At 73.6% G+C, this 19567-nt stretch carries 17 protein-coding genes and 1 pseudogene; 7 read left to right on the forward strand and 11 right to left on the reverse strand.

The genetic code is table 11. The features are described 5' to 3' along the window. Positions 1-7 precede the first annotated feature (7 nt). Positions 8-1450, reverse strand: coding sequence for a signal recognition particle protein (gene ffh / locus KSP35_RS07470; RefSeq protein ID WP_217000493.1), 1443 nt, complete (start codon positions 1448-1450; stop codon positions 8-10). A gap of 221 nt (positions 1451-1671) precedes the next feature. Between ffh and KSP35_RS07475 the strand changes: the two genes are divergently transcribed. Continuing rightward, entirely contained in the window at positions 1672-2568 is an 897-nt protein-coding gene (locus KSP35_RS07475; protein ID WP_254126950.1) for an IS481 family transposase, read from the forward strand. Here KSP35_RS07475 and KSP35_RS07480 read toward each other — a convergent pair. The 6 genes and pseudogenes from KSP35_RS07480 to KSP35_RS07500 form a co-directional block, all read right to left on the reverse strand. Beyond that, positions 2565-2780, reverse strand: coding sequence for a hypothetical protein (locus KSP35_RS07480; protein ID WP_217000495.1), 216 nt, complete (start codon positions 2778-2780; stop codon positions 2565-2567). The genes KSP35_RS07475 and KSP35_RS07480 overlap by 4 nt on opposite strands. A 50-nt stretch (positions 2781-2830) precedes the next feature. Then, a complete protein-coding gene (gene ftsY, locus KSP35_RS07485) occupies positions 2831-3949 on the reverse strand; it encodes a signal recognition particle-docking protein FtsY (RefSeq protein ID WP_217000497.1) in 1119 nt (372 codons plus the stop codon). A 431-nt stretch (positions 3950-4380) separates the two neighbouring features. Beyond that, positions 4381-5820 carry a S1C family serine protease gene (locus KSP35_RS07490; RefSeq protein WP_217000499.1) on the reverse strand — a complete coding sequence of 480 codons (1440 nt, stop codon included), beginning with the start codon at positions 5818-5820 and terminating at the stop codon, positions 4381-4383. Between the two features lie 94 nt (positions 5821-5914). Beyond that, entirely contained in the window at positions 5915-6022 is a 108-nt protein-coding gene (locus KSP35_RS25675; RefSeq protein WP_371748962.1) for a hypothetical protein, read from the reverse strand. A 91-nt stretch (positions 6023-6113) separates the two neighbouring features. Then, positions 6114-6995, reverse strand: a pseudogene (locus KSP35_RS25680) (histidine kinase dimerization/phospho-acceptor domain-containing protein); the annotation flags it as partial. 280 nt (positions 6996-7275) lie between these two features. Next, positions 7276-8007 (reverse strand): response regulator transcription factor, encoded by a 732-nt coding sequence (locus KSP35_RS07500; protein ID WP_217000504.1) that lies wholly within the window; start codon positions 8005-8007, stop codon positions 7276-7278. 216 nt (positions 8008-8223) lie between these two features. On the opposite strand from KSP35_RS07500, the gene KSP35_RS07505 reads away from it, so the two are divergent. Genes KSP35_RS07505 through KSP35_RS07525 form a run of 5 tightly spaced genes read left to right on the forward strand, consistent with a single transcriptional unit; the run spans position 8224 to position 12797 of the window. Continuing rightward, positions 8224-9477, forward strand: a complete 1254-nt coding sequence (locus KSP35_RS07505) for a MoxR family ATPase (protein ID WP_254127033.1) — start codon at positions 8224-8226, stop codon at positions 9475-9477. A 3-nt stretch (positions 9478-9480) separates the two neighbouring features. Further along, entirely contained in the window at positions 9481-10428 is a 948-nt protein-coding gene (locus tag KSP35_RS07510) for a DUF58 domain-containing protein (protein ID WP_217000508.1), read from the forward strand. Then, a complete protein-coding gene (locus tag KSP35_RS07515) occupies positions 10425-11399 on the forward strand; it encodes a VWA domain-containing protein (protein WP_217000510.1) in 975 nt (324 codons plus the stop codon). Before KSP35_RS07510 ends, KSP35_RS07515 begins: the two co-directional genes overlap by 4 nt. Positions 11400-11440: 41 nt before the next feature. Further along, positions 11441-12382: a phosphotransferase family protein gene (locus KSP35_RS07520; protein WP_217000512.1), complete on the forward strand. Its 942-nt coding sequence runs from the start codon at positions 11441-11443 to the stop codon at positions 12380-12382. Positions 12383-12404: 22 nt separating this feature from the next. Further along, on the forward strand, positions 12405-12797 hold the full coding sequence (locus KSP35_RS07525) for a nuclear transport factor 2 family protein (protein WP_217000514.1): 393 nt from the start codon (positions 12405-12407) through the stop codon (positions 12795-12797). Positions 12798-12978: 181 nt separating this feature from the next. Here KSP35_RS07525 and KSP35_RS07530 read toward each other — a convergent pair whose 3' ends face one another. The 3 genes from KSP35_RS07530 to smc all read right to left on the reverse strand — a co-directional run bounded on the left by KSP35_RS07530 (position 12979) and on the right by smc (position 17623). Further along, positions 12979-13494, reverse strand: coding sequence for a hypothetical protein (locus KSP35_RS07530; RefSeq protein WP_217000516.1), 516 nt, complete (start codon positions 13492-13494; stop codon positions 12979-12981). 115 nt (positions 13495-13609) lie between these two features. Further along, positions 13610-14137: a VanZ family protein gene (locus KSP35_RS07535; protein WP_217000518.1), complete on the reverse strand. Its 528-nt coding sequence runs from the start codon at positions 14135-14137 to the stop codon at positions 13610-13612. 27 nt (positions 14138-14164) lie between these two features. Beyond that, positions 14165-17623, reverse strand: a complete 3459-nt coding sequence (gene smc, locus KSP35_RS07540) for a chromosome segregation protein SMC (RefSeq protein ID WP_217000520.1) — start codon at positions 17621-17623, stop codon at positions 14165-14167. 137 nt (positions 17624-17760) lie between these two features. Here smc and KSP35_RS07545 point away from each other — a divergent pair, with 137 nt between their 5' ends. Next, the gene (locus KSP35_RS07545; protein ID WP_217000523.1) at positions 17761-18147 is read left to right on the forward strand and encodes a pentapeptide repeat-containing protein; all 387 of its coding nucleotides are present in this window, start codon (positions 17761-17763) and stop codon (positions 18145-18147) included. A 39-nt stretch (positions 18148-18186) separates the two neighbouring features. On the opposite strand, the gene KSP35_RS07550 is transcribed toward KSP35_RS07545, so the two are convergent. After that, on the reverse strand, positions 18187-19539 hold the full coding sequence (locus KSP35_RS07550; protein ID WP_217000525.1) for a hypothetical protein: 1353 nt from the start codon (positions 19537-19539) through the stop codon (positions 18187-18189). Between the last annotated feature and the right edge of the window lie 28 nt (positions 19540-19567).

Raw genomic sequence — 19567 nt, forward strand, 5'->3', positions numbered from 1 at the left:
TCGGCCCTTACAGGCCGGGGAGCCGGAAGGGCGTCTTGGGCTCGCCCGACGGCGGAAGGGTGAGCTGCGGCTTGCCGCCCTTCGGCGTGGTGCGCCCGCCGCCCTTGCCCTTGCCCTTCTTGGCCTTCTTGCGGCCGCCGCCGAGCATGCCGCCCATGCCCTTCATCATCTTCTGCATCTCCCCGAACTGCTTGAGGAGGGCGTTCACCTCGGAGGTGGTCACGCCGCTGCCGTTGGCGATCCGCAGCCGGCGCGAGCCGTCGATGAGCTTGGGGTCCCGTCGCTCGGCGGTGGTCATCGAGTGGATGATGCCCTCGATGCGGGCCAGCTCCCGGTCGTCGATCTCCTGGTTCCGGAGCTCCTTCGGCATGCCCGGCATCATCTTCATGAGGTTGCCGAGGTTGCCCATCTTCTTGACCTGGGCCATCTGCTCGAGGAAGTCCTCCAGCGTGAAGTGGCCCTCGAGCATCCGGTTGGCGGCCTCCTCGGCCTCCTTCTCGTCGAAGGCCTCCTTGGCCTTGTCGATGAGGGTGAGGATGTCGCCCATGCCGAGGATCCGGCCGGCGAGGCGGTCCGGGTGGAACAGGTCGAACTCGTCGAGCTTCTCGCCGGTGGAGGCGAAGGCGATGGGCTTGCCCACCACCTCCTTCACCGACAGGGCGGCGCCGCCGCGAGCGTCGCCGTCGAGCTTGGTGAGGATGACGCCGTCGAGCGCCAGGGTCTGGTGGAAGTTCTCGGCGACGGTGACGGCGTCCTGGCCGGTCATGGCGTCGACCACGAGGAACGTGTAGTCGGGCTTGGTGGCCTCGGAGATCTGGCGCACCTGCTCCATGAGCTCGGCGTCGATCGCGAGGCGGCCGGCGGTGTCGACGATCACGACGTCGCGCCCGAGGCGGCGGGCCTCGGCGATGCAGCCGAGGGCCACCTCCACCGGGTCGCCCACGCCCGAGGCCACGACGTCGTCCGGCGCCGAGTACACCGGCACGTCGACCTGGCGGGCCAGGGTGCGGAGCTGCTCGACGGCGGCGGGGCGCTGGAGGTCGGCGCCCACCAGCATCGGGTTGCGGCCCTGGGCCTTGAACCAGCGGGCCAGCTTGGCCGAGTTGGTGGTCTTGCCCGAGCCCTGGAGGCCGGCCATGAGCACGACGGTGGGCGGTTTGGGCGCGTAGGTGATGCGGATGGTCTCGCCGCCCAGGGTGCTGATCAGCTCCTGGTGGACGATGTCGATGACCTGCTGGGCGGGGTCGAGGGCGCCGTGCAGCTCCATCCCGATGGCCCGCTCGCGGATGCGGGCGACCATGCCCCGCACCACGGTGAAGTTGACGTCGGCCTCGAGCAGGGCCAGGCGGATCTCCCGCAGGACCTCGTCGACGTCGGACTCGCTCAGGCGGCCCTTGCCGCGGAGCTTCTTGAAGATGCCGTCGAAACGGTCAGACAGTGACTCGAACATGAGGGTGCGATCCTACCGGACGACCACCGCCGCCCCGGAGCCGCCGACGCTGCCGGCGGAGCCCGCTAGATGTAGTGACCACGGACCTTGTTGACACCGGTCCGAGCATGAAGTGAGCCCCCTGGGCGAGTGTGGAGCTGTCTAGGACCCACGCTCGAACCAGGAGGCTCGAAGTGCACGGTAACGCTCGGCTCACGCCCGTTGGCCGGCTCACGTTGGTGATGCGGATCGAATCTGGCCGACCAGTCGCCCATGTGGCTGCGGAGATGGGGATCTCCCGCCCGACCGCGTACAAGTGGTGGCGGCGGTGGCAAGACGACGGCGAAGCCGGCCTCATCGACCGTTCGAGCCGGCCCCGGTCGTGTCCGCATCGCAGCCCCGTCGAGCTCGAGTCCGCAATCGAGGACCTCCGGCGGACACTGAAGCTCGGTCCGGTGCGCATCGCCGCCCGGCTCGGGGTCCCGGCGTCGACGGTCCACCGGGTGCTGTGTCGGCTCGGTCTGAACCGCCTCGCGTGGATGGACCGGCCGACAGGTCGGGTGATCCGTCGCTATGAACGGAGCGTGCCGGGCGAGCTGGTGCATGTCGACGTGAAGAAGCTTGGCCGGGTTCCCGACGGCGGCGGTTGGCGGGTCCACGGCCGAGAGAGCCGCCCGAACCGCAAGCGTGGCCCAGGATGGGACTTCATCCACTCAGCGGTCGATGACCAGTCCCGGCTCGCCTACAGCGAGATCCACCCTGACGAGAAGGCCGACACCTGCGTCGCGTTCTGGCGCAGGGCGAGAGCCTTCTACGCGGACCACGGCATCGATGTCACCGGGGTCATGACCGACAACGCCAAGGCGTACCTCTGCGCCCGCTTCCAAGACGCGATCGGCGAGGCCGGTGCTCGGCACTGGTCGATCCCGCCCTACTCGCCTCAGATCAACGGCAAGGTCGAGCGGTTCAACCGCACCTTCCTAGACGAGTGGGCCTACGTGCAGCCCTGGCCGGACAACGCCACCAGAACCGCAGCCCTGGACGACTGGCTCCACCTCTACAACCATCACCGGCACCACACCGCCGTCGGCGGCCCACCCATCAGCCGCGTCAACGACCTACCGGGTCACTACAGCTAGAGCGACAGGTCCTGGTCGGCGGGGACGCCGGCGGCACCGGCGCGGGCGTCGGCCAGCTTGGCGAGGAGCTGCGCCCGCAGGCGCTCGCCCTTCTGCGGGGCGATCAGGAGGCCGATGCCCACGCCGAGCAGCAGGAGCAGCGAGCCCTTGACGCCCGACAGCTTCAGGAACCCGATGGCGAGCCGGAACGGCAGGAACAGCAGCTTGAACACGGTGGGGCTCCGAGGGGTCGAGGGGTTCGGCCGCTGCCGAACCTAGCTGCCTAGGAGAAGAGGGCGTCCACGAAGGCGTCGGGGTCGAAGTCGATGAGGTCGTCAGCGGTCTCGCCCAGGCCCACGAGCTTCACCGGGATGCCCAGCTCGGTGTGGATGGCGAAGACGATGCCGCCCTTGGCCGAGCCGTCGAGCTTGGTCAGCACCACGCCGGTGACCTCGGTGGCCTCGGTGAACTGCCTGGCCTGCACCAGGCCGTTCTGGCCGGTGGTGGCGTCGATGACCAGCAGCACCTCGGTGACGTGGCCGGGGTCCCGGTCCGCCACGCGGCGCACCTTCTTGAGCTCCTCCATGAGGTTGCTCTTGGTGTGGAGGCGGCCGGCGGTGTCGGCCAGCACCAGGTCGGCGCCCTTGGCGGCAGCCGACTCGATGGCGTCGAAGATGATGGCGCTGGGATCGCCGCCCTCGGCGCCCCGGACGAGCGTGGCGCCCGACCGCTCGGCCCAGGTGCCGAGCTGCTCGGCGGCGGCGGCCCGGAAGGTGTCGCCCGCGGCCATCACCACCGAGTGGCCGGCATCCACCTGGCGCTTGCCCAGCTTGCCGATGGTCGTGGTCTTGCCGACGCCGTTCACCCCGACGAAGAGCCACACGTTGGTGCGCCCCTCGTCGACGTGGAGGCTGCGGTCCTCGACCTGCAGCCGGGACTTCATCTCCGCCTTCAGGATCTCGACGAGTTGGTCGCCCGTCTCCAGCCCCTCGTCCTTCACCCGGGCCCGGAGCGTGTCGAGCAGGTCGGTGGCCGGCCCGACGCCGAGGTCGGCGCGGATCAGCGCCTCCTCCAGCGCGTCCCAGGTCTCCTCGTCGATCTTGGCCCGGCCCAGGAAGCCGGCGAAGGTGGCCCGGGCCTTGGCCAGCCGATCCCGGAACGACGGCCGCTTGGGCGGTTCGGGGACGGGCTCCGGCTCGACGACCGGCGGCTCCTCCACCAGGGTGCCCGTCTCGTCGACCGGCGCCTCGACGACCTCGGTGGGCCGTGGCGGCGCCAGCACCCCGCCCGTGCGGGGCGGCTCCAGCTCCGGCCCCGACGACCGCCCCTTCGAGACGACGAAGAACACCCCCGTCCCCACCAGGACGACGGCCAGCACGGCGATGACGATGAGCAAGGTCATGAGACGGCGAGCCTACGCGGCGGGCCTCGCCGGCCGGCACCCCGAGCAGCCCTCGATGCAGCCGGCATCGAGAGCCAGAACCCTCGCCAACCGAGGTCCCGGGCGCGGCACCCGGTGCCCACCGGTCGCCGGTGGCTGTTCGCCGGAGGCGCGAGGGCCCGAGCGGCCCGGGACGACGCGAAGCGAGTCCCGAGAGCGGAAGGAAGAGCTGACGATCGCCGACCCGCTCGCGACGAAGGAGCCGCACGACGAGGCAACCGAGCGCCAGCGAGGTCCGCCGGAGGCCGGTGCGCGGCGAGCAGGCGAGGCGCGACGACCCGGGCTACGACGAGGAAGAGGACCGCCCACCGGCCAGACGAGGGAGGGAACGTCGGTCGGTGGGCGGTCGGTGCCGGGGCCAGGGGGCGGAACCTGGCCCCGGCAGACCTGGGCTAGTTGCCGAAGGGGTTGCTCCCGGAGCCGCTGCCCGAGCCGCTGCCGGAACCGGAGCCGCTGGTGCCGGAGCTGGAGCCCTCGTTGGCGGGGGCGGTGCCGAGGGTGACCACCACCGAGCGCTCCTTGCCGCCGCTCTGGACGGTCAGGGTGACCTTCTCGCCGGGGGCCTTGGTGCGCACGGCGGCGGCGAGGTCGACCATGGAGGAGACCTTCTGGCCGTCCACGGCGGTGACGACGTCGTCGGTGCTGAGGCCGGCGTCGGCGGCGGGCGAACCGGACTCGACGCTGGTGATGGCGGCCCCGGCCCGGTCCCCCGTGGCGTCGGCGCCGCCGACCCCGAGGAAGCCGGCGTCGGTGGACTTGCCGGCGACGATCTTGTCGGCGACGTCCTTGGCGATGTCGATGGGGATGGCGAAGCCGATGCCCACGTTCCCGGTGGAGCCCGAGCCGCCGGTGATGATCGAGTCGTTGATGCCGATGATCCGGCCCTGGCGGTCGGCGAGCGCACCGCCGGAGTTGCCGGAGTTGATCGGGGCATCGGTCTGGATGGCCGGGATCACCCCGCCGGGCGTCTCGGACGAGCGGCCCACGGCGCTGACGATGCCGGCCGTGACGGTCTGGTCGAGGCCGAACGGGCTGCCGATGGCGATGGCCGTCTGGCCGACCTGGAGGTCGACCCCGGTGGCGAGGGCGGCGACGGGCAGGTCGTCGCTGGCGTCGATCTTGACCACGGCGACGTCGGTGCTGTCGTCCTGCCCCAGGACCTTGCCGGTGGTCTTGGTGCCGTCGGCGAGGCGCACCGTGACGGTCTTGGCGCCGTCGGTCACGTGGCCGGCGGTGAGGATCAGGCCGCTCTTGTCGTAGATGAACCCGGAGCCGAGGCCCTCGGTGGTCTCGATCTGGACGACGGCCGGGGCGAGGGCCTTGGCGACGGCCTCGGCGGGCTCGCTGGCGTCGCCGCTGACGGGGCCGGGCACGGTGCTGACCGGCTGGCTGGCCACGGCGGTGGTCTGCGTGGTGCCGGTGGTGCCGCCGTCGTCGTTGAGGCCCTTGCCGACCGCCACCCCGCCGGCGCCGGCCACGAAGGCAGCGACCACGGCGAGCACGGCGAGGCTCGAGCGGCCCTTGCGGGAGGGGCGCTCGCCCGACGGGGTGCTGCCAGCCCCCGACCCACCGCCGACGCCTGCTCCCGAAGGCATCGTCGGTGGGCCGAAGGGCGGAGCGGCCGCCCACCCCATGGAGGGGCGGTCGGCCAGTGGCGGGCGGGACGCCACTGGGGTGCCGACGGCGGGGGCCGTCGGAGGCTGGTAGGGGGCCGGGGGGCCCTGGGCGGCAGGAGCGGCGGGCCAGCCCGACGGGGAGGGCGGGGTGGCGGTGGCGCCCGGCAGGTGCCAGGGCTGCGGGTTGCGGTTCGCCTCGTCGAGGTGCTCGGTCATGGTCGCTCCTTGTCGAGTGCGACCGTACGGACCGATCCCGAAAGGGTCGGTAAACGGCACCTGGGCGGTTCCTGGGAATCGCCTGGGCCGAGCCTCAGGGAGCCGCCGGGAGCCAGATCGTGAAGACGGAGCCGCCCGCCGGGGACTCGGTGAGCTGCACCGAGCCGCCGCTGTCGGTGGCGATCTGGTCGACGATGGCCAGCCCGAGGCCGCTGCGCCCGTCCTCGCGCGCTGGCGGCGTTGCCCCGCCAGAAGCGCTGGAAGACCTTGTCCCGGTCCTCCGGGGCGATGCCGGGGCCCTCGTCGGCCACCGCCATCCAGAGCCGGTCGCCGTCGCGCCCGGCGCCGACGGAGACGGCGCTGCCCTCCGGCGCGAGCCGCACGGCGTTGGTGAGGAGGTTGGCCAGGGCGCGCCGCAGGGCCACCCGGTCGCCCACCACGAGCAGCCCGGGCTCGGCGTCGACCTGGAGGGAGAGGCCCCGGGCGTGGGCCGGCGCCCCGAACTCGACCTCGGCCTCGCGGACGACGGTGGCCAGGTCGAGCGAGCCGATGTCGTGGGCGGGAGCGCCACGGCGGGCGTACACGAGGAGGTCGTCGACCAGCCGCGACATCCGCGCCGCCGACCGACCCACGAGCTCGGCGGTGCGACGGAGCTCTGCCGTGTCCGCGTCGGGGTCCGACAGGGCGACGTCGAGGTTGGTGCGGATCACCGCCAGCGGGTTGCGCAGCTCGTGGGAGGTCTCCTGGATGAAGCGCTGCTGGCTGTCGAAGGCATCGTCGAGGCGCGCCAGCATGGCGTCGAAGGTGTCGGCCAGCTCCTTGAGCTCGTCCGGCGGGCCGCGCAGCGCGATGCGCCGCGACAGGTCGGTGACCGAGATGTCCCGCGCCACCGCGGTGATCCGGCCGATCGGCGCCAGGACGCGGCCCGCCACCAACCACCCGACGATCAGGCTGGCCAGGAACAGCAGCACCAGGGCCGAGAGCGAGTAGGTCCGGAGCAGGTTCAGGGCCCGAGCGTTGGCGAGCTGCTCCACGCTGCGGTACTCGGCGCGGACCTGGGTGGGCGTGAGCACGACGCCGCCCGGCACCGGCTCGAGCTGGGTGACCTGGTAGGTGCGGTACACCTTCTCGTCGTTGAGCCGTGAGGCCAGCACGGCGTAGAGGCCGGCGACCATGAAGGCCGCGAGGGCGAAGAGCACCAGCGAGTAGAGGGCGGTGAGCCGGAAGCGCACCGAGCCGACCCAGTCGGGCAGGGCGTCGGCGAGCTGCACCAGCCGGCGCGACGGCCTCGACAGCGGCAGGTCGTCCTGGCGCCAGTCGCCGTCAGGCCCGCCTTCGGGCGCGGTGCGAGCGCCGGGCGACGGAGGCGGAGCCGGCGGCTCGCGACCCTCCGGCCCGGCCGGGTTGGGCACGTGGGAGCCGTCCGGAGCACCCGACCCGAGCGGGTCCGGCGCGTCAGCCACGGGCCGGAGCGGCGGGCGGCACGAGCACGTCGGGGCGGAGCCGGTAGCCCGCGCCGATGACGGTCTCGATGGGCGCCTCGACGTCGTCGTCGCGGGTGAGCTTGCGGCGCAGGGTGCCCACGGTGACCCGCACGGTGTTGGTGAGGGGGTCGGCGTTCTCGTCCCAGACGTGCTCGAGCAGGCGCTCCTGGCTCAGCACCTCGCCGCTGTGGGCCATGAAGTACCGCAGCAGGGCGAACTCCTTGGCCGTGAGGTCGAGGAGGCGGCCGCGCCGGGTGGCCTCGAAGCGGGCCGTGTCGAGCAGCAGCTCGCCCACCGAGAGCACCGCGCCGGATCGGCCGGCGTCGCGGCGCATGAGGCTGCGCACCCGGGCCGAGAGCTCGGTGAAGGCGAACGGCTTGATGAGGTAGTCGTCGGCGCCCTCGTCGAGGCCGACGACGCGCTCCCCCACGCCGTCGCGGGCGGTGACCATCAGGATGCGGGGCGCCGGCTCGCCGTCGATGGGCGCCAGCAGCGGGTCGTTGCGGATGCGGGCGGCGAGCTCCAGCCCGTCGACGTCGGGCAGGTTCAGGTCGAGCGTGACGAGGTCGTAGGACGACACGCCGAGGCGGTCGAGTGCGCCCCGGCCGTCGTTGGCGACGTCGACGGCGTAGCCCTCGCGGCGCAGGCCGACGGCGATGGCATCGGCCAGCTCCACCTCGTCCTCGACCACCAGGATGCGCATCTCGGTCCCTTCCCGCCGACCGCCGAGCGCGGCGGAGGCGGCTGACGCCAGTCGTACCGGCGAGACCGTACCGGCCGCCGCCGAAACGGCACCGAAACCGGCCGGCCAGGGCCGATGCCGGGTAGGCGCCACGGAGATGGCGCGGGCGACCTTTACGCTGTCCTTCGCCGCCCGCTGCTTCTGTCGACCGCGGCACCGAACCCGAGGAGCACCTCCATGACCGAACAGCCGACGCGCTCCGACGCCATCGCCGGGGCCGCCGACCGTCTCGAGCAGACGCTCTTCGAGGTCAAGAAGGTCATCGTCGGCCAGGACCGCGTGGTCGAGCGGCTCCTGATCTGCCTGCTCGCCAAGGGCCACGCCCTGCTCGAGGGCGTGCCCGGCCTGGCCAAGACCCTGGCCGCCGAGACCATCGCCGTGGTGGTGGGCGGGTCCTTCACCCGCATCCAGTTCACCCCCGACCTCCTGCCCGCCGACGTCATGGGCACCCGCATCTACCGCGCCAGCACCGAGACCTTCGACGTCGAGCTGGGCCCGGTGTTCGCCAACTTCGTGCTGGCCGACGAGATCAACCGCGCCCCCGCCAAGGTGCAGTCGGCCCTGCTCGAGGTGATGGCCGAGCACCAGGTGTCCATCGGGGGCACCAGCTACCCCGTGCCCGAGCCGTTCCTGGTGCTGGCCACGCAGAACCCCATCGAGCAGGAGGGCGTGTACCCCCTTCCCGAGGCGCAGCGGGACCGCTTCCTCATGAAGATCGTGGTCGACTACCCCACGCCGACCGAAGAGGTCGAGATCGTCCAGCGCATGGGCGTGGCCCCGCCGCAGCCCCGCGAGGCGCTCTCCATCGGCGCCCTCGCCGAGCTTCAGCAGGCCGCCGACCAGGTCTTCGTGGCCCGTGAGGTCGTCGACTACGCGGTCAGCCTCGTGCTGGCCACCCGCGAGCCCGACCGCTACGGGCTCGGCGAGCTGCGCGAGCTGATCTCCTACGGCGCCAGCCCCCGCGCCAGCCTTGGCCTGGTGGCCGCCGGGCGGGCCATGGCCCTGCTGCGCGGTCGCAGCTACGTCCTGCCCCAGGACGTGTTCGACGTGGCACCCGACGTGCTCCGCCACCGGCTGGTCCTGTCCTACGAGGCGCTCGCCCGAGACCTCTCGGTCGACGACGTCCTCGGGCGCCTGCTCTCCACCGTTCCGGCGCCCCGGGTGGCCCCCTCGCAGGACCCCACCTCGGGACCGGCACCGCTCGCGGCCGTGCGCCCCGCTGCTCCCGCCCCGCTGCCCACCCCGCCGGTGTCGGCAGCCGGCGCCCCGACGCCCTCGGGCGCCGCCTGGGGCCCGCCGTCGGGCGGCGCGCCCGCGGGCCCGTCGTGGGGGTCCAACCCGGAGCCTTCCGGCCCCATCGGTTGGGGCACCGACGGCATCCCGTCGGGCTCCACCGGCACCGAGGACCCGCAGGCCGGCTCCGGCCGCTGATCCATGGCCGCCCCCACCAACGTCCCGCCCCGCAGCACCCACACCGGACCCGACGAGGTCCTGCGCCGCCTCGACATCGCGGTGGCCCACAAGCTCGACGGGCTCCTGCACGGCGAGTACCAGGGCCTGGTCCCCGGCCACGGCTCCGAGCTGGGCGAGACGCGTGGCTACAACGCCGGCGACGACGTGCGCCGCATCGACTGGAACGTCACCGCCCGGTTCCAGGCCCCGCACGTGCGCGACACCATCGCCGATCGCGAGCTCGAGACGTGGGCGCTGGTCGACCTCGGCCCGTCGATGGACTTCGGCACGGCCTACTGCGAGAAGCGCGACCTCGCGGTGTCGGCCGCAGCAGCCATCGGCTTCCTGACCGCCCGGACCGGCAACCGGTTCGGCGCCGTGCTCGCTCGCCCCGAGGGAGACCTGCAGGTGGTTCCCGCCCGCGGCGGCCGCACCCACCTCATGGCCACGCTGCACCGCCTGGTGGCCAGCCCCCGCTACGACGGCGGCCAGGTCGACCTCGGCCTGGCCATGGAGCGGCTCGCCGCCACCGCCCGCCGACGCGGCCTCGCCGTGGTGGTGAGCGACTTCCTCGCCCCGCCCGACACCTGGTCCCGCTCCCTGCGGCGCATCGCCACCCGCCACGAGACCATCGCCATCGAGATCATCGACCCCCGCGAGCTCTCCCTGCCCGACGTCGGGATCCTCAACGTGGTCGACCCCGGGAGCGGCCGCACCCGTGAGGTGCCCACCGGGTCCAAGCGGTTCCGCGCCAAGTACGAGGCCGCCGCCACCGAGCAGCGCCGCACCATCGCCGAGGCCATCCGCACCGCCGGCGTCGACCACCTCGTGCTCCGCACCGACCGGGACTGGCTGCTCGACGTGGTCCGCTTCGTGGCCGACCGCCGCGCCCGGGTCCACGCCCGCCGATCCGGCTGGAGCGCCCGATGACCCCGCTGCTGCTCGCCTTCACCTTCCGCACGCCGGGCCGCCTCTGGTTGCTGCTGGCCGTCGCCGCCCTGGCCGTGGTCTACGTCGTCCGCCAGCTCCGCGGCCGCTCCTACGCCGTCCGCTTCACCAACCTGGCGCTGCTCGACTCCATCGCCCCCAAGCGGCCCGGCTGGCGCCGCCACCTGCCCGCGGCGCTCCTGCTCGTGGCCCTCGCCGGCATGGTCGGTGCCTTCGCCGAGCCGGCACGGGACGAGCGGGTGCCCCGCGAGCGGGCCACGATCATCGTCGCCATCGACACGTCGCTGTCCATGGACGCCACCGACGTCGACCCGTCCCGGCTCGTGGCCGCCCAGGCGGCGGCCAAGTCGTTCGTGGACCTCCTGCCCAAGCGGCTCAACGTCGGCCTGGTGACCTTCAACGGCGTCGCCTCCATCAAGGTGCCCCCCACCCAGGACCGCGAGGAGCTGCGCGCCGCCATCGACCAGCTCCGCCTCGGCGAGCGGACCGCCATAGGCGAGGCCATCTACGCCTCGCTGGAAGCCATCAAGACCGCCCCCGAAGCCGAGGGCACCGCCAAGGTCCCAGCTCGCATCGTGCTGATGAGCGACGGGTCCACCACCGTCGGACGGCCCGACTCGCAGGCCTCGGCCGCCGCCAAGAAGGCCAAGGTCCCGGTCTCGACCATCGCCTTCGGCACCGCCGAGGGCACCATCGAGATCGACGGCCAGCCCGGCCCCGTCTCGGTGGCCGTGAACCCCGAGGCGCTGGCCAAGATCGCCAACGACACCGGCGGCAAGGCGTTCACCGCCGCCACCGAGGGCCAGCTGCGCGACGTCTACAAGGACATCGGCTCCTCGGTCGGCTACACCACCGAGGAGCGCGACATCACCGCCACCTTCGTGGGCATCTCGATGGTCATCCTCTTCGCCGCCGCGGTCCTCTCCCAGCTCTGGTTCAGCCGCCTCCCCTGACCTCCGACCCCTCGAGCTCGCCCCGCTCTAGCGTTCGGCTCGTGTCGGAGGCGCCGGAGATCGACGAGGACGAGGCCGGCCGCCTCCTGATCGAACACCTCGGCCGGACCGACGTCGGCCCGCTGGAGCTGGTCGGCGCGGGCGAGTGGTCGCAGGCGTTCGGATTCGCCCTCGACGGGCGGGACCTGGTGGTGCGCTTCGGCCGGCGTGGCGACGACTTCGAGAAGGACCGACGGGCCGCGGCGGTGGCGGCGCCCGGGCTGCCCGTGCCCGCCGTGCTGGGCCACGGCGAGATCGACGGCCTGCACGTCGCGATCTCGACCCGGGCCCGCGGCGTGGCCCTCGAGTCGCTCGACCGCGCCGGCTGGGAGGCGGTGCTCCCCCACCTGCTCGAGGCGCTCGACGCCCTGCGCGCCACCGACGTCGGCGACAGCGACGGTCGTGGCCGCTGGGTGGGCGACGGCGTCGCCAGCCACCCGTCGTGGCCCGCCTACCTGGGGGCCGTCGGCGACGACGGGCCCGACCACCGGACCCCGGGCTGGCGAGACCGGCTGGCGTCCTCGGCGGTGGGCACCGCCACGTTCGATGCGGCCCTCGCCCGCCTCGACGGCCTGGCCGATGCCTGTCCGCCCGAAGAGGACGCCCACCTCGTGCACGCCGACCTGCTGAACCGCAACGTGCTGGTGGACCCCGCCACCCACCGCATCGACGCCGTCTTCGACTGGGGCTGCGCCCTCGTCGGCGACCACCTCTACGACCTGGCCACCCTCGCCTTCTGGAGCGCCTGGTACGAGGACCTGGCCGCCGCCGACGTGGTGGCGGCCGCCACCGCCCACCTCACCGCCGACGGGGTGGTCCCCCGCCTCGCCGATCGGATGCTGGCCTGCCAGCTCCACGTCGGCCTGGAGAACCTGGGCTACTCGGCGTGGAGCGCCAACGCTGCGCTGCCCTGGATCGACGCCCGCCTCGCCTCGCTGCTCTGAGGCTGCCGGTACCCTCGGCCCGGTGACCCTCTCGACCGCCGACCGGCTCGCCATCGGTGAGCTGGTCTCCCTGCACGGCTACCTCGCCGACGAGCACCGCTTCGACGAGCTGCACCTGCTGCTCACCGCCGATGCGACCTACGACGTGTCCGACTTCGGCCTCGGCGTGGTCGAGGGCCTCGATGCCATCCGCGCCCTCTGGGGGGGCGGCTCCGGCGAGCCGCCGGCCGGCCACCACGTGACCAACGTGATCGTCACCGAGGACGCCGACGGTGTCGTCCGGGTCCGCTCCAAGGGCATCGCCGTCATGGCCGACGGCGCCACCGGCACCGTCACCTACGCCGACGTCGTGGTCCCGACCGACCACGGCTGGCGCATCGCCACCCGCAAGGTCATCGCCCACCCCACGCACTGAGACCTGAGCCTGCGGCCGCGCCCGGGGGCGCCGGGATCGGGCGATCTCGGTGCCGTCGGGGCGGTGGGTGTGGAGCTGGCCGTGTTGGTCGCGGTGGACGGTGTAGCCGTGCTCCTTGCGTCGGTTGTGCCTCCCGCAGGCCCCGTCGGCTGAGTAGCAGACCCAGTTGGCCGCTCCGCGCTCAGGGTTCCGAGGTGCCTGGGTTCGAGCCTGCGGGACCGGCACCGTGCGGGCGGTACTCCGCATCCACCTCGCTCACCTCCAACTCGGAGAACACGATCGAGAGGTTCTGGACGTTGGTCTCGATCCTGACCTCGTGGAACTCGATGCCGACCGCATCGGTCCATCGATCTGCGATCGGTGAGTCCTGGACGACCGTGGCGCCGGGATAGAGGCACGCCCACTTCACGCCCCAGAGGTAGCCGCTTCCGTCCCAAGCGTCGCCCACGCCATCGAGGTCGACGAGGCGCTCGTCCAGCGACCGACGCCAGACCTCGCCCGGCAGCGCTGAGCTGACGTGCGCTTGGACGCAGAACTTGAACAGGTAGCGAAGCGTGTCGGAGGGGAGGCCGGCGAGAGCGCTCGCCGACCGGTGCACCACGACCTCGTAGTCGCGCATGTGGTCCAGGTAGCCGGAGAAGAGGAGCGCGTGATCGAAGATGTCGTCCAGCCGCTGCTCGAGCTCCTCGGCATCCATCGATCGATCATGCACCATCACGCGTGGTGGCCGGTCGGCTCCTCGACCGGCACCGCATGGTCGGAGGCCTCTCCACCCGAGGACCGAGCGCTCGGACTCGCTGGCGGACCGCCCGTCAGGCGGCGGGGGCCCGGCGTCGAGCGACGAGGGCGGCGAGCGCGGTGCCGGTCCAGCCGAGGAGGCAGCCGAAGGCGACGCCCCACCAGTTGTCGACCACGTCGGTGACGTCGCACGCCCGGCCGACCGGGAGGTTCGCCTGGGCCGCCTCGATCAGGACGGGGAAGGCGACCAGGGCCACGAACGACCACCGGTGCCACCGCGTCCCGCGCGTCGCCAACGGCAGGGCCACCGACACGGGGACGAGCATCGCCACGTTCGCCGTCGACTGGTTGCCCTTCAGCCAGTCGAACACCGACCCCTCCACCGTGAAGCTGCAGGCGTAGGTCCCGCCCCGGCCGCTGGGCGCCAGCGTGATGAGCACCACCGCCGCGGCGCCGGCGATGGAGGCGGCGATCCACGCGCACCGCCACGGCGCCATCGACGTCCGCCGGTCCAGCACGACGGCGAGCACCGCGCTGGCCGCCAGCGCGACGGCGATGGCCAGCAGCGTGCCGGAGTCGATCCGGTAGAGGTTGTACTCCATGCCCGAGGACGCCCGACGAGCGAACGGCTAGTCGTTGACCTTCTCGGACACGACCCGGGACGAGCCGCCGGGCTGCATGGTCACGCCGTAGAGGCAGTCGGCGGCCTCCATGGTGCGCTTCTGGTGGCTGACGATGATCAGCTGGGCGTCGTCGCGGAACTCCTGGACCAAGCCCAGGAAGCGCGAGAGGTTGACGTCGTCGAGGGCGGCCTCGACCTCGTCCATCACGTAGAAGGGGCTGGGGCGGGCCCGGAACACGGCGAACAGGTAGGCCAGGGCCACCAGGGAGCGCTCGCCGCCGGAGAGCAGCGACAGCTTCCGCACGTTCTTGCCCGACGGGCGGGCCTCCACCTCGATGCCGGTGTCGAGCAGGTTCTCCGGGTCGGTGAGCTTGAGCTTGCCCTTGCCGCCCGGGAACAGGGTCTCGAAGAGCTGCACGTAGTTCTGGGCGACCTCGGCGAAGGCGGCGGCGAACACGCTGACGATCTCGGCGTCGATCGCCCGGATCACCTTCGACAGGTCCCGGCGAGACGACTTCACGTCCTCCAGCTGGTCCTGCAGGAAGGTGTGGCGCTCCTGCAGCGCCTGGAACTCCTCAAGGGCCAGCGGGTTGATCGGTCCCATGATCCGCAGGTCCCGCTCGAGCTCTCGCACCCGGCCGGCGCCGGTGACGCCCTCGGGCAGCTCGGGGGCGGGGGCGGCCATGGCCCGCTCGGGCTCGAGGTCGAGGTCGCGGCGGAGCGCCTCGACGGCGTTCTCGAGGCGCAGCTTGACCTCGGCCTCCTCGATCTCGGCTCGCTGGGAGCGCTCGCGCACGGCCGTGAGGGCCCGCTCGGCCTCGGCCCGGTCCTTGCGGAGGGCCTCGAGGTGGGTGGTCACCTGGCGGGTGGCGTCGGTCTGCTGGCGGCGTCGCTCGCGGAGCTCGCCCAGCTCGGACTCGACGATGGCCAGGCGGTCGGCGACGTAGCCGGACAGGGCGGCGGTGGCCGCGGCCCGGCGGTCGAGCTCCACCCGGCGGGTGGCAGCCTCGCGGCGCTCGACGGCATGGCGCGACAGGCGCTGGTCGATCTCGGCGGAGCGGCGCTCCAGGAACTGGCGGCGCTCGTCCAGGCCTGCAGCGCGCACGTCGAGCTCGCTGCGCTGCTTCGAGACGGCTCGGGCCCGCTCGTCGATGCGGCTGCGGGCCTCGGCCATGGCCCGTCCCTGCTCGGCGACGGCGGCCTCCTCGGCCTCCAGGGCGGGCAGGCGAGCCGCCAGCTCCTCGACCCGGGCGACGTCACGCCGGGCCCGCTCCTCCAGCTCGGCCACGTGGGTGCGCAGGCCCTCGACCTCGGTGCCGCCGTCGCCGCGATCTCGCTCGAGGCGGGAGAGGGCGTCGGCCGCCGCCTTGCGGCGGGAGGCGTTGCGGTCGAGCTGCTTGCTGAGGTCGGTCTCGGCCTGCCGGGCCTCGCGCAGGGCGGTGCGGGCGGCGGCGATGGCGTCGCGGCCCGAGGCTGCGGCCTCGGTGGCGGCGTCGGCCCGGGTGCGAGCCTCCTCGAGGGCGGCGCCGGTGGCCCCGGAGCCGGTGGCACCCACCCGCCAGCCGGTGGGCCCGAAGCGGTCGCCGGTGCGGGTGACCACCACGGCGTCGGGGTTGGCGAGGGCGACGTCGACCGCGGCGGTCCAGTCGGCCACGGCCACGCAGCTGCCGACCAGCACGTCGAGCAGCGCGTCGACCCCGGGGCGGATGCCGCGCACGTGGTCCCGCACCGCCTCGCCGTCGGAGCCGAGCGGGAGGCGGTTGCGACCGGCGCCCAGCGCCAGCACGGCACCGGCGGCGTCACCGGCGCGCAGCTCGGCCAGGGCGCGGCGGCCGCTGTCGACGGAGTCGACCACGACGGCAGCGATGGCCTCGCCGGCAGCGGCCTCGAAGGCCGGCTCCCAGCCGGGGTCGACCTCGACGACGTCGAGCAGCGTGCCGACCACGCCGTCGATGGACGCCAACCGCTCGGCCCCGGCGCGCGCCCGGGCCTGGTCGAGGGCGAGGGCGAGGGCGTCGGCCCGGGCGCTCCAGGAGTGGCGCTCGGCCTCGGCCTGGCGGCCGACCTCTTCGGCCTCCTCGACCGCGGCCTCGGCGGCACGGCGAGCGACCTCGGCGGCCACGAGCTGCTCGCCCAACGGGCCCTCGGCCCCCTCGCTGCCCTGCAGGTCGGCCTGGAGCCGCTCGGCCTCGGAGGACAGCCCGGCCAGCTTGGCCTCGAGGGCGTCGAGGCGGCTGCGGCCGCGGGTGGCCTCGCTCTGGCTGCGGTCGACGCTCAGCCGCACCGCAGCCAGCTCGCCGCGCACCTCGGCGGCGGCGCCGGTGACGGTGGGCGCCCCCTCGGACCACTCGCGCTGGAACGCCTCACGAGCGGCAGCGAGGTCGGACTCTGCGATGGCCAGCTCGTCAGCGGCCGGGGCCAGCTCGGCCCCCTTGGCCTCCACCTCGCGCAGCTCCTCGATGAGCTTGGCGGCATCGGCCTCGAGGTTGGCGGTGACGTCGGCGTCGACCGGCGCGCCGCGGTCGCGCTCGATGCCACGGCTGCGCTCGGCCAGCACCGCAGCCAGGCCACGAGCCTTCTCGCGCAGCGACTCGAAGCGCACCAGGGCGTCGCCCAGGTCGTCGCCGCCCATGGCCGACAGGCGGGCCTCGGTGGCGAGCACCTCGGCGTCGAGCTGGCGCAGCCGGGTCCGGATCTCGCGCTCCTCGGTGCCGAGCGTGGCCTTGGTGCGCTGGCCGGCCTCGAGCCGCGAGCGCAACCGCACCAGCTCCTGGCCGGCCAGGTGCACCCGCAGGGCGGTGAGCTCCTCGACGACGGCGCCGTGGCGACGGGCCGCATCGGCCTGCTTCTCCAGGGGCCGCAGCTGGCGCCGGACCTCGCGCAGCAGGTCCTGCAGGCGGGTCAGGTTGCCCTCGGTGGCGGTGAGCCGGCGCTCGGCCTTCTCCTTGCGCCGCCGGAACTTGAGGACCCCTGCCGCCTCCTCGATGATGAGGCGGCGGTCCTCCGGGCGGGCGTTGAGCACCGCATCGATCTGGCCCTGGCTGATGATGACGTGCTGCTGGCGGCCGACGCCGGAGTCCGAGAGGAGCTCCTGGATGTCGAGGAGGCGGCAGGGCACGCCGTTGATCGAGTACTCGCTGTCACCCGTGCGGAACAGGATCCGGGTGATCGTCACCTCGTTGAACTCGATCGGCAGCATGCCGGAGCTGTTGTCGATGGTGAGCGACACCTCGGCCCGGCCGAGCGCCGGGCGCTTCTGGGTGCCGGCGAAGATGACGTCGTCCATCTTCTGGGACCGCACGGCGCTCGGCGCCTGGGCGCCGAGCACCCACCCGATGGCGTCGACGACGTTGGACTTGCCGCTGCCGTTGGGCCCAACCACCACGGTCACGCCGGGCTCCATCACCAGGGTCGTGGCGTCGGCGAACGACTTGAACCCCTTGATGGAAAGCGACTTCAGGAACACGGCTTCTCCTGCGAAACGACCGACGGGTCACGCTAGTTGGTGGCGACCGGGCACCACCCCGGCGGCTACGGTCGGACCGACGAGCGCCCGCTCCCCCACCCCGCCGGGCCGCCGGACGGTCGACGACGGAGGTGCACGTGGCAGAGGGCAAGACGATCCGCGGCCACCGGCTGGAGCCCCACGCGAACTGCGCCGGCGCCATGCTCGACCACGCCCTGCTGGGCGGCGCCAACCTCTACAGCATCGACCTGCGGGACGCCTCGCTGACCGAGGCCAACCTCGCCGGCGCCTACCTCGCCGAGGCGCACCTGGCCGGCACCAACCTCACCGGCGCCAACCTGAGCGGGGCGAACCTGAGCGGGGCCGACCTCCGGGGCGCCAAGCTCGTCGGCGCCGACCTCACGAGCGCCAACCTGCGCCGGGCCAACCTCAGCGGGGCCCGGACCGGCGGAGCCAACTTCGCCGGCGCCCGGTACTGCAAGACGCAGATGCCCGACAGCCGCATCAACGACGCCGATTGCTGAGGCCGACGGCGAGCGAGCCGCCGAACCGACCACCGGCGATCAGGCCGGGACGACCTCGAGCAGCTCACAGGCGCCCGACACCGACCCGGCCACCGGCACCAGCACGTCGATCGGCGTGCTCGCTCCGGGCTCCAGCACCGCCGTCTGGGCCTGGCCCTGGGCGAAGACCGTGCCGGCGCCGTCGACCAGCCCGACCTTGACCACGAACCGCCCGGCGCCGCCGGAGCGGTGGGCGACGGTCACGGTGGCCCGCACCCCGCCCTCGGCCCGCTTGCAGCCGGCCAGGGCACCGCTCGCCGTCCCGGGCGCCACGATGGCGGGGGGCAGCGTCGTGGTGGGCTTGGCCGTGGTGGTCGGCTCCTCGGTGGTGGTGGGCGCTTCGGTGGTGGACGGGGCGGACGTCGTGCTGGGGGCGCTGGTGCTCGCCGCCAACGTGGTGGCGGTGCGATCGGGCGCATCGGCCACGTCGGTGCGGTCGGACCCGTTCCCGAAGACGACCACCGCCGCCACCAGCACGCCCAGCAGGGCGGCGATGGCCACGATCTCGGGGATCCACGTCCAGCGACGGCGTCGGGGCGGGTCGTCCGCGCCGCCCTGGTCGTCACCTTCGCCGCCCGCGGTGCCGGCGTCGGCAGGGGTCGGGGGCGCTTCGCCGCCCGTGCCGTCCTGCTCGGCCACGGCGGCGGCCAGGCCGGCGACCCCGGCGGCGCCGGCGCCGACCCCGGCCAGGGCGGCCTCACGGCGATCGGCGGCGCGGCGACCGGAGCGGGACGAGGTCCCGGCGGCCGGCTCGGCGGCTGCCCCGTCGGTCGAGGCGGCGACCTCGGCTTCGAGGGCGGCGCGAGCGCGCTCGCCCTCGGCGGCCAGGGTGGCCTCCTGCTCGGTCCACCCGGCCGGCCACGCCTCGGGCAGGGCGATGGGCTCGTCGGCGGCGGCGTGGTCGGGGGCGGTGGCACCGGTGACCCGGTCCATCACCACGAGCGTGGCGCCGTCGCTGGAGACGGCGGCGGTCTGGTCGGGCCCGAGGAGGACGGGCTCGCGCAGGCCGGCCACCACGCGGGTGCGCCCGGCCAGGCACGCCACGGTGGCCCCGCCGTCGGGCTCGGCCGTCACGTGGAAGCGGCCACGAGGGGTCGAGACCGTGGCGGGGCCCACCTTGACCTCGTGGCGCCAGGGGCTGCGCTTGCGGCCTGCGGCGAACCACAGCTGCCCGGCTTCGATGCGGGTGACCAGGGCGGGCTCGCCGCCGGGGGCCCGGACCTGCTCCCGGGTCCAGGTGGACCAGGGGGCCACCCGGGTGACCGCCCCGTCGGGGTCGGTGAGCGTGATCGGCTCGGACGCGCCGGCCGGATCCTCGCCCGGATCGTTGGTTCCCTGCCTGCCGATAGCCACGGTGAGTCACATTATCGCGTTTCGCGAC

Source organism: Aquihabitans sp. G128, from assembly GCF_019048865.1.
Lineage (GTDB): Bacteria > Actinomycetota > Acidimicrobiia > Acidimicrobiales > Iamiaceae > Aquihabitans.

What these genes read in the sequence shown, in the direction of transcription:
- KSP35_RS07475 (WP_254126950.1), top strand. Translation starts at nt 1,672, where the DNA reads ATGCGGATCGAATCTGGCCGACCAGTCGCCCATGTGGCTGCGGAGATG.
- KSP35_RS07535 (WP_217000518.1), bottom strand. Translation starts at nt 14,137, where the DNA reads ATGGAGTACAACCTCTACCGGATCGACTCCGGCACGCTGCTGGCCATC.
- KSP35_RS07500 (WP_217000504.1), bottom strand. Translation starts at nt 8,007, where the DNA reads ATGCGCATCCTGGTGGTCGAGGACGAGGTGGAGCTGGCCGATGCCATC.
- KSP35_RS07490 (WP_217000499.1), bottom strand. Translation starts at nt 5,820, where the DNA reads ATGACCGAGCACCTCGACGAGGCGAACCGCAACCCGCAGCCCTGGCAC.
- KSP35_RS07530 (WP_217000516.1), bottom strand. Translation starts at nt 13,494, where the DNA reads ATGGATGCCGAGGAGCTCGAGCAGCGGCTGGACGACATCTTCGATCAC.
- KSP35_RS07515 (WP_217000510.1), top strand. Translation starts at nt 10,425, where the DNA reads ATGACCCCGCTGCTGCTCGCCTTCACCTTCCGCACGCCGGGCCGCCTC.
- KSP35_RS07510 (WP_217000508.1), top strand. Translation starts at nt 9,481, where the DNA reads ATGGCCGCCCCCACCAACGTCCCGCCCCGCAGCACCCACACCGGACCC.
- ftsY (WP_217000497.1), bottom strand. Translation starts at nt 3,949, where the DNA reads ATGACCTTGCTCATCGTCATCGCCGTGCTGGCCGTCGTCCTGGTGGGG.
- ffh (WP_217000493.1), bottom strand. Translation starts at nt 1,450, where the DNA reads ATGTTCGAGTCACTGTCTGACCGTTTCGACGGCATCTTCAAGAAGCTC.
- KSP35_RS07505 (WP_254127033.1), top strand. Translation starts at nt 8,224, where the DNA reads ATGACCGAACAGCCGACGCGCTCCGACGCCATCGCCGGGGCCGCCGAC.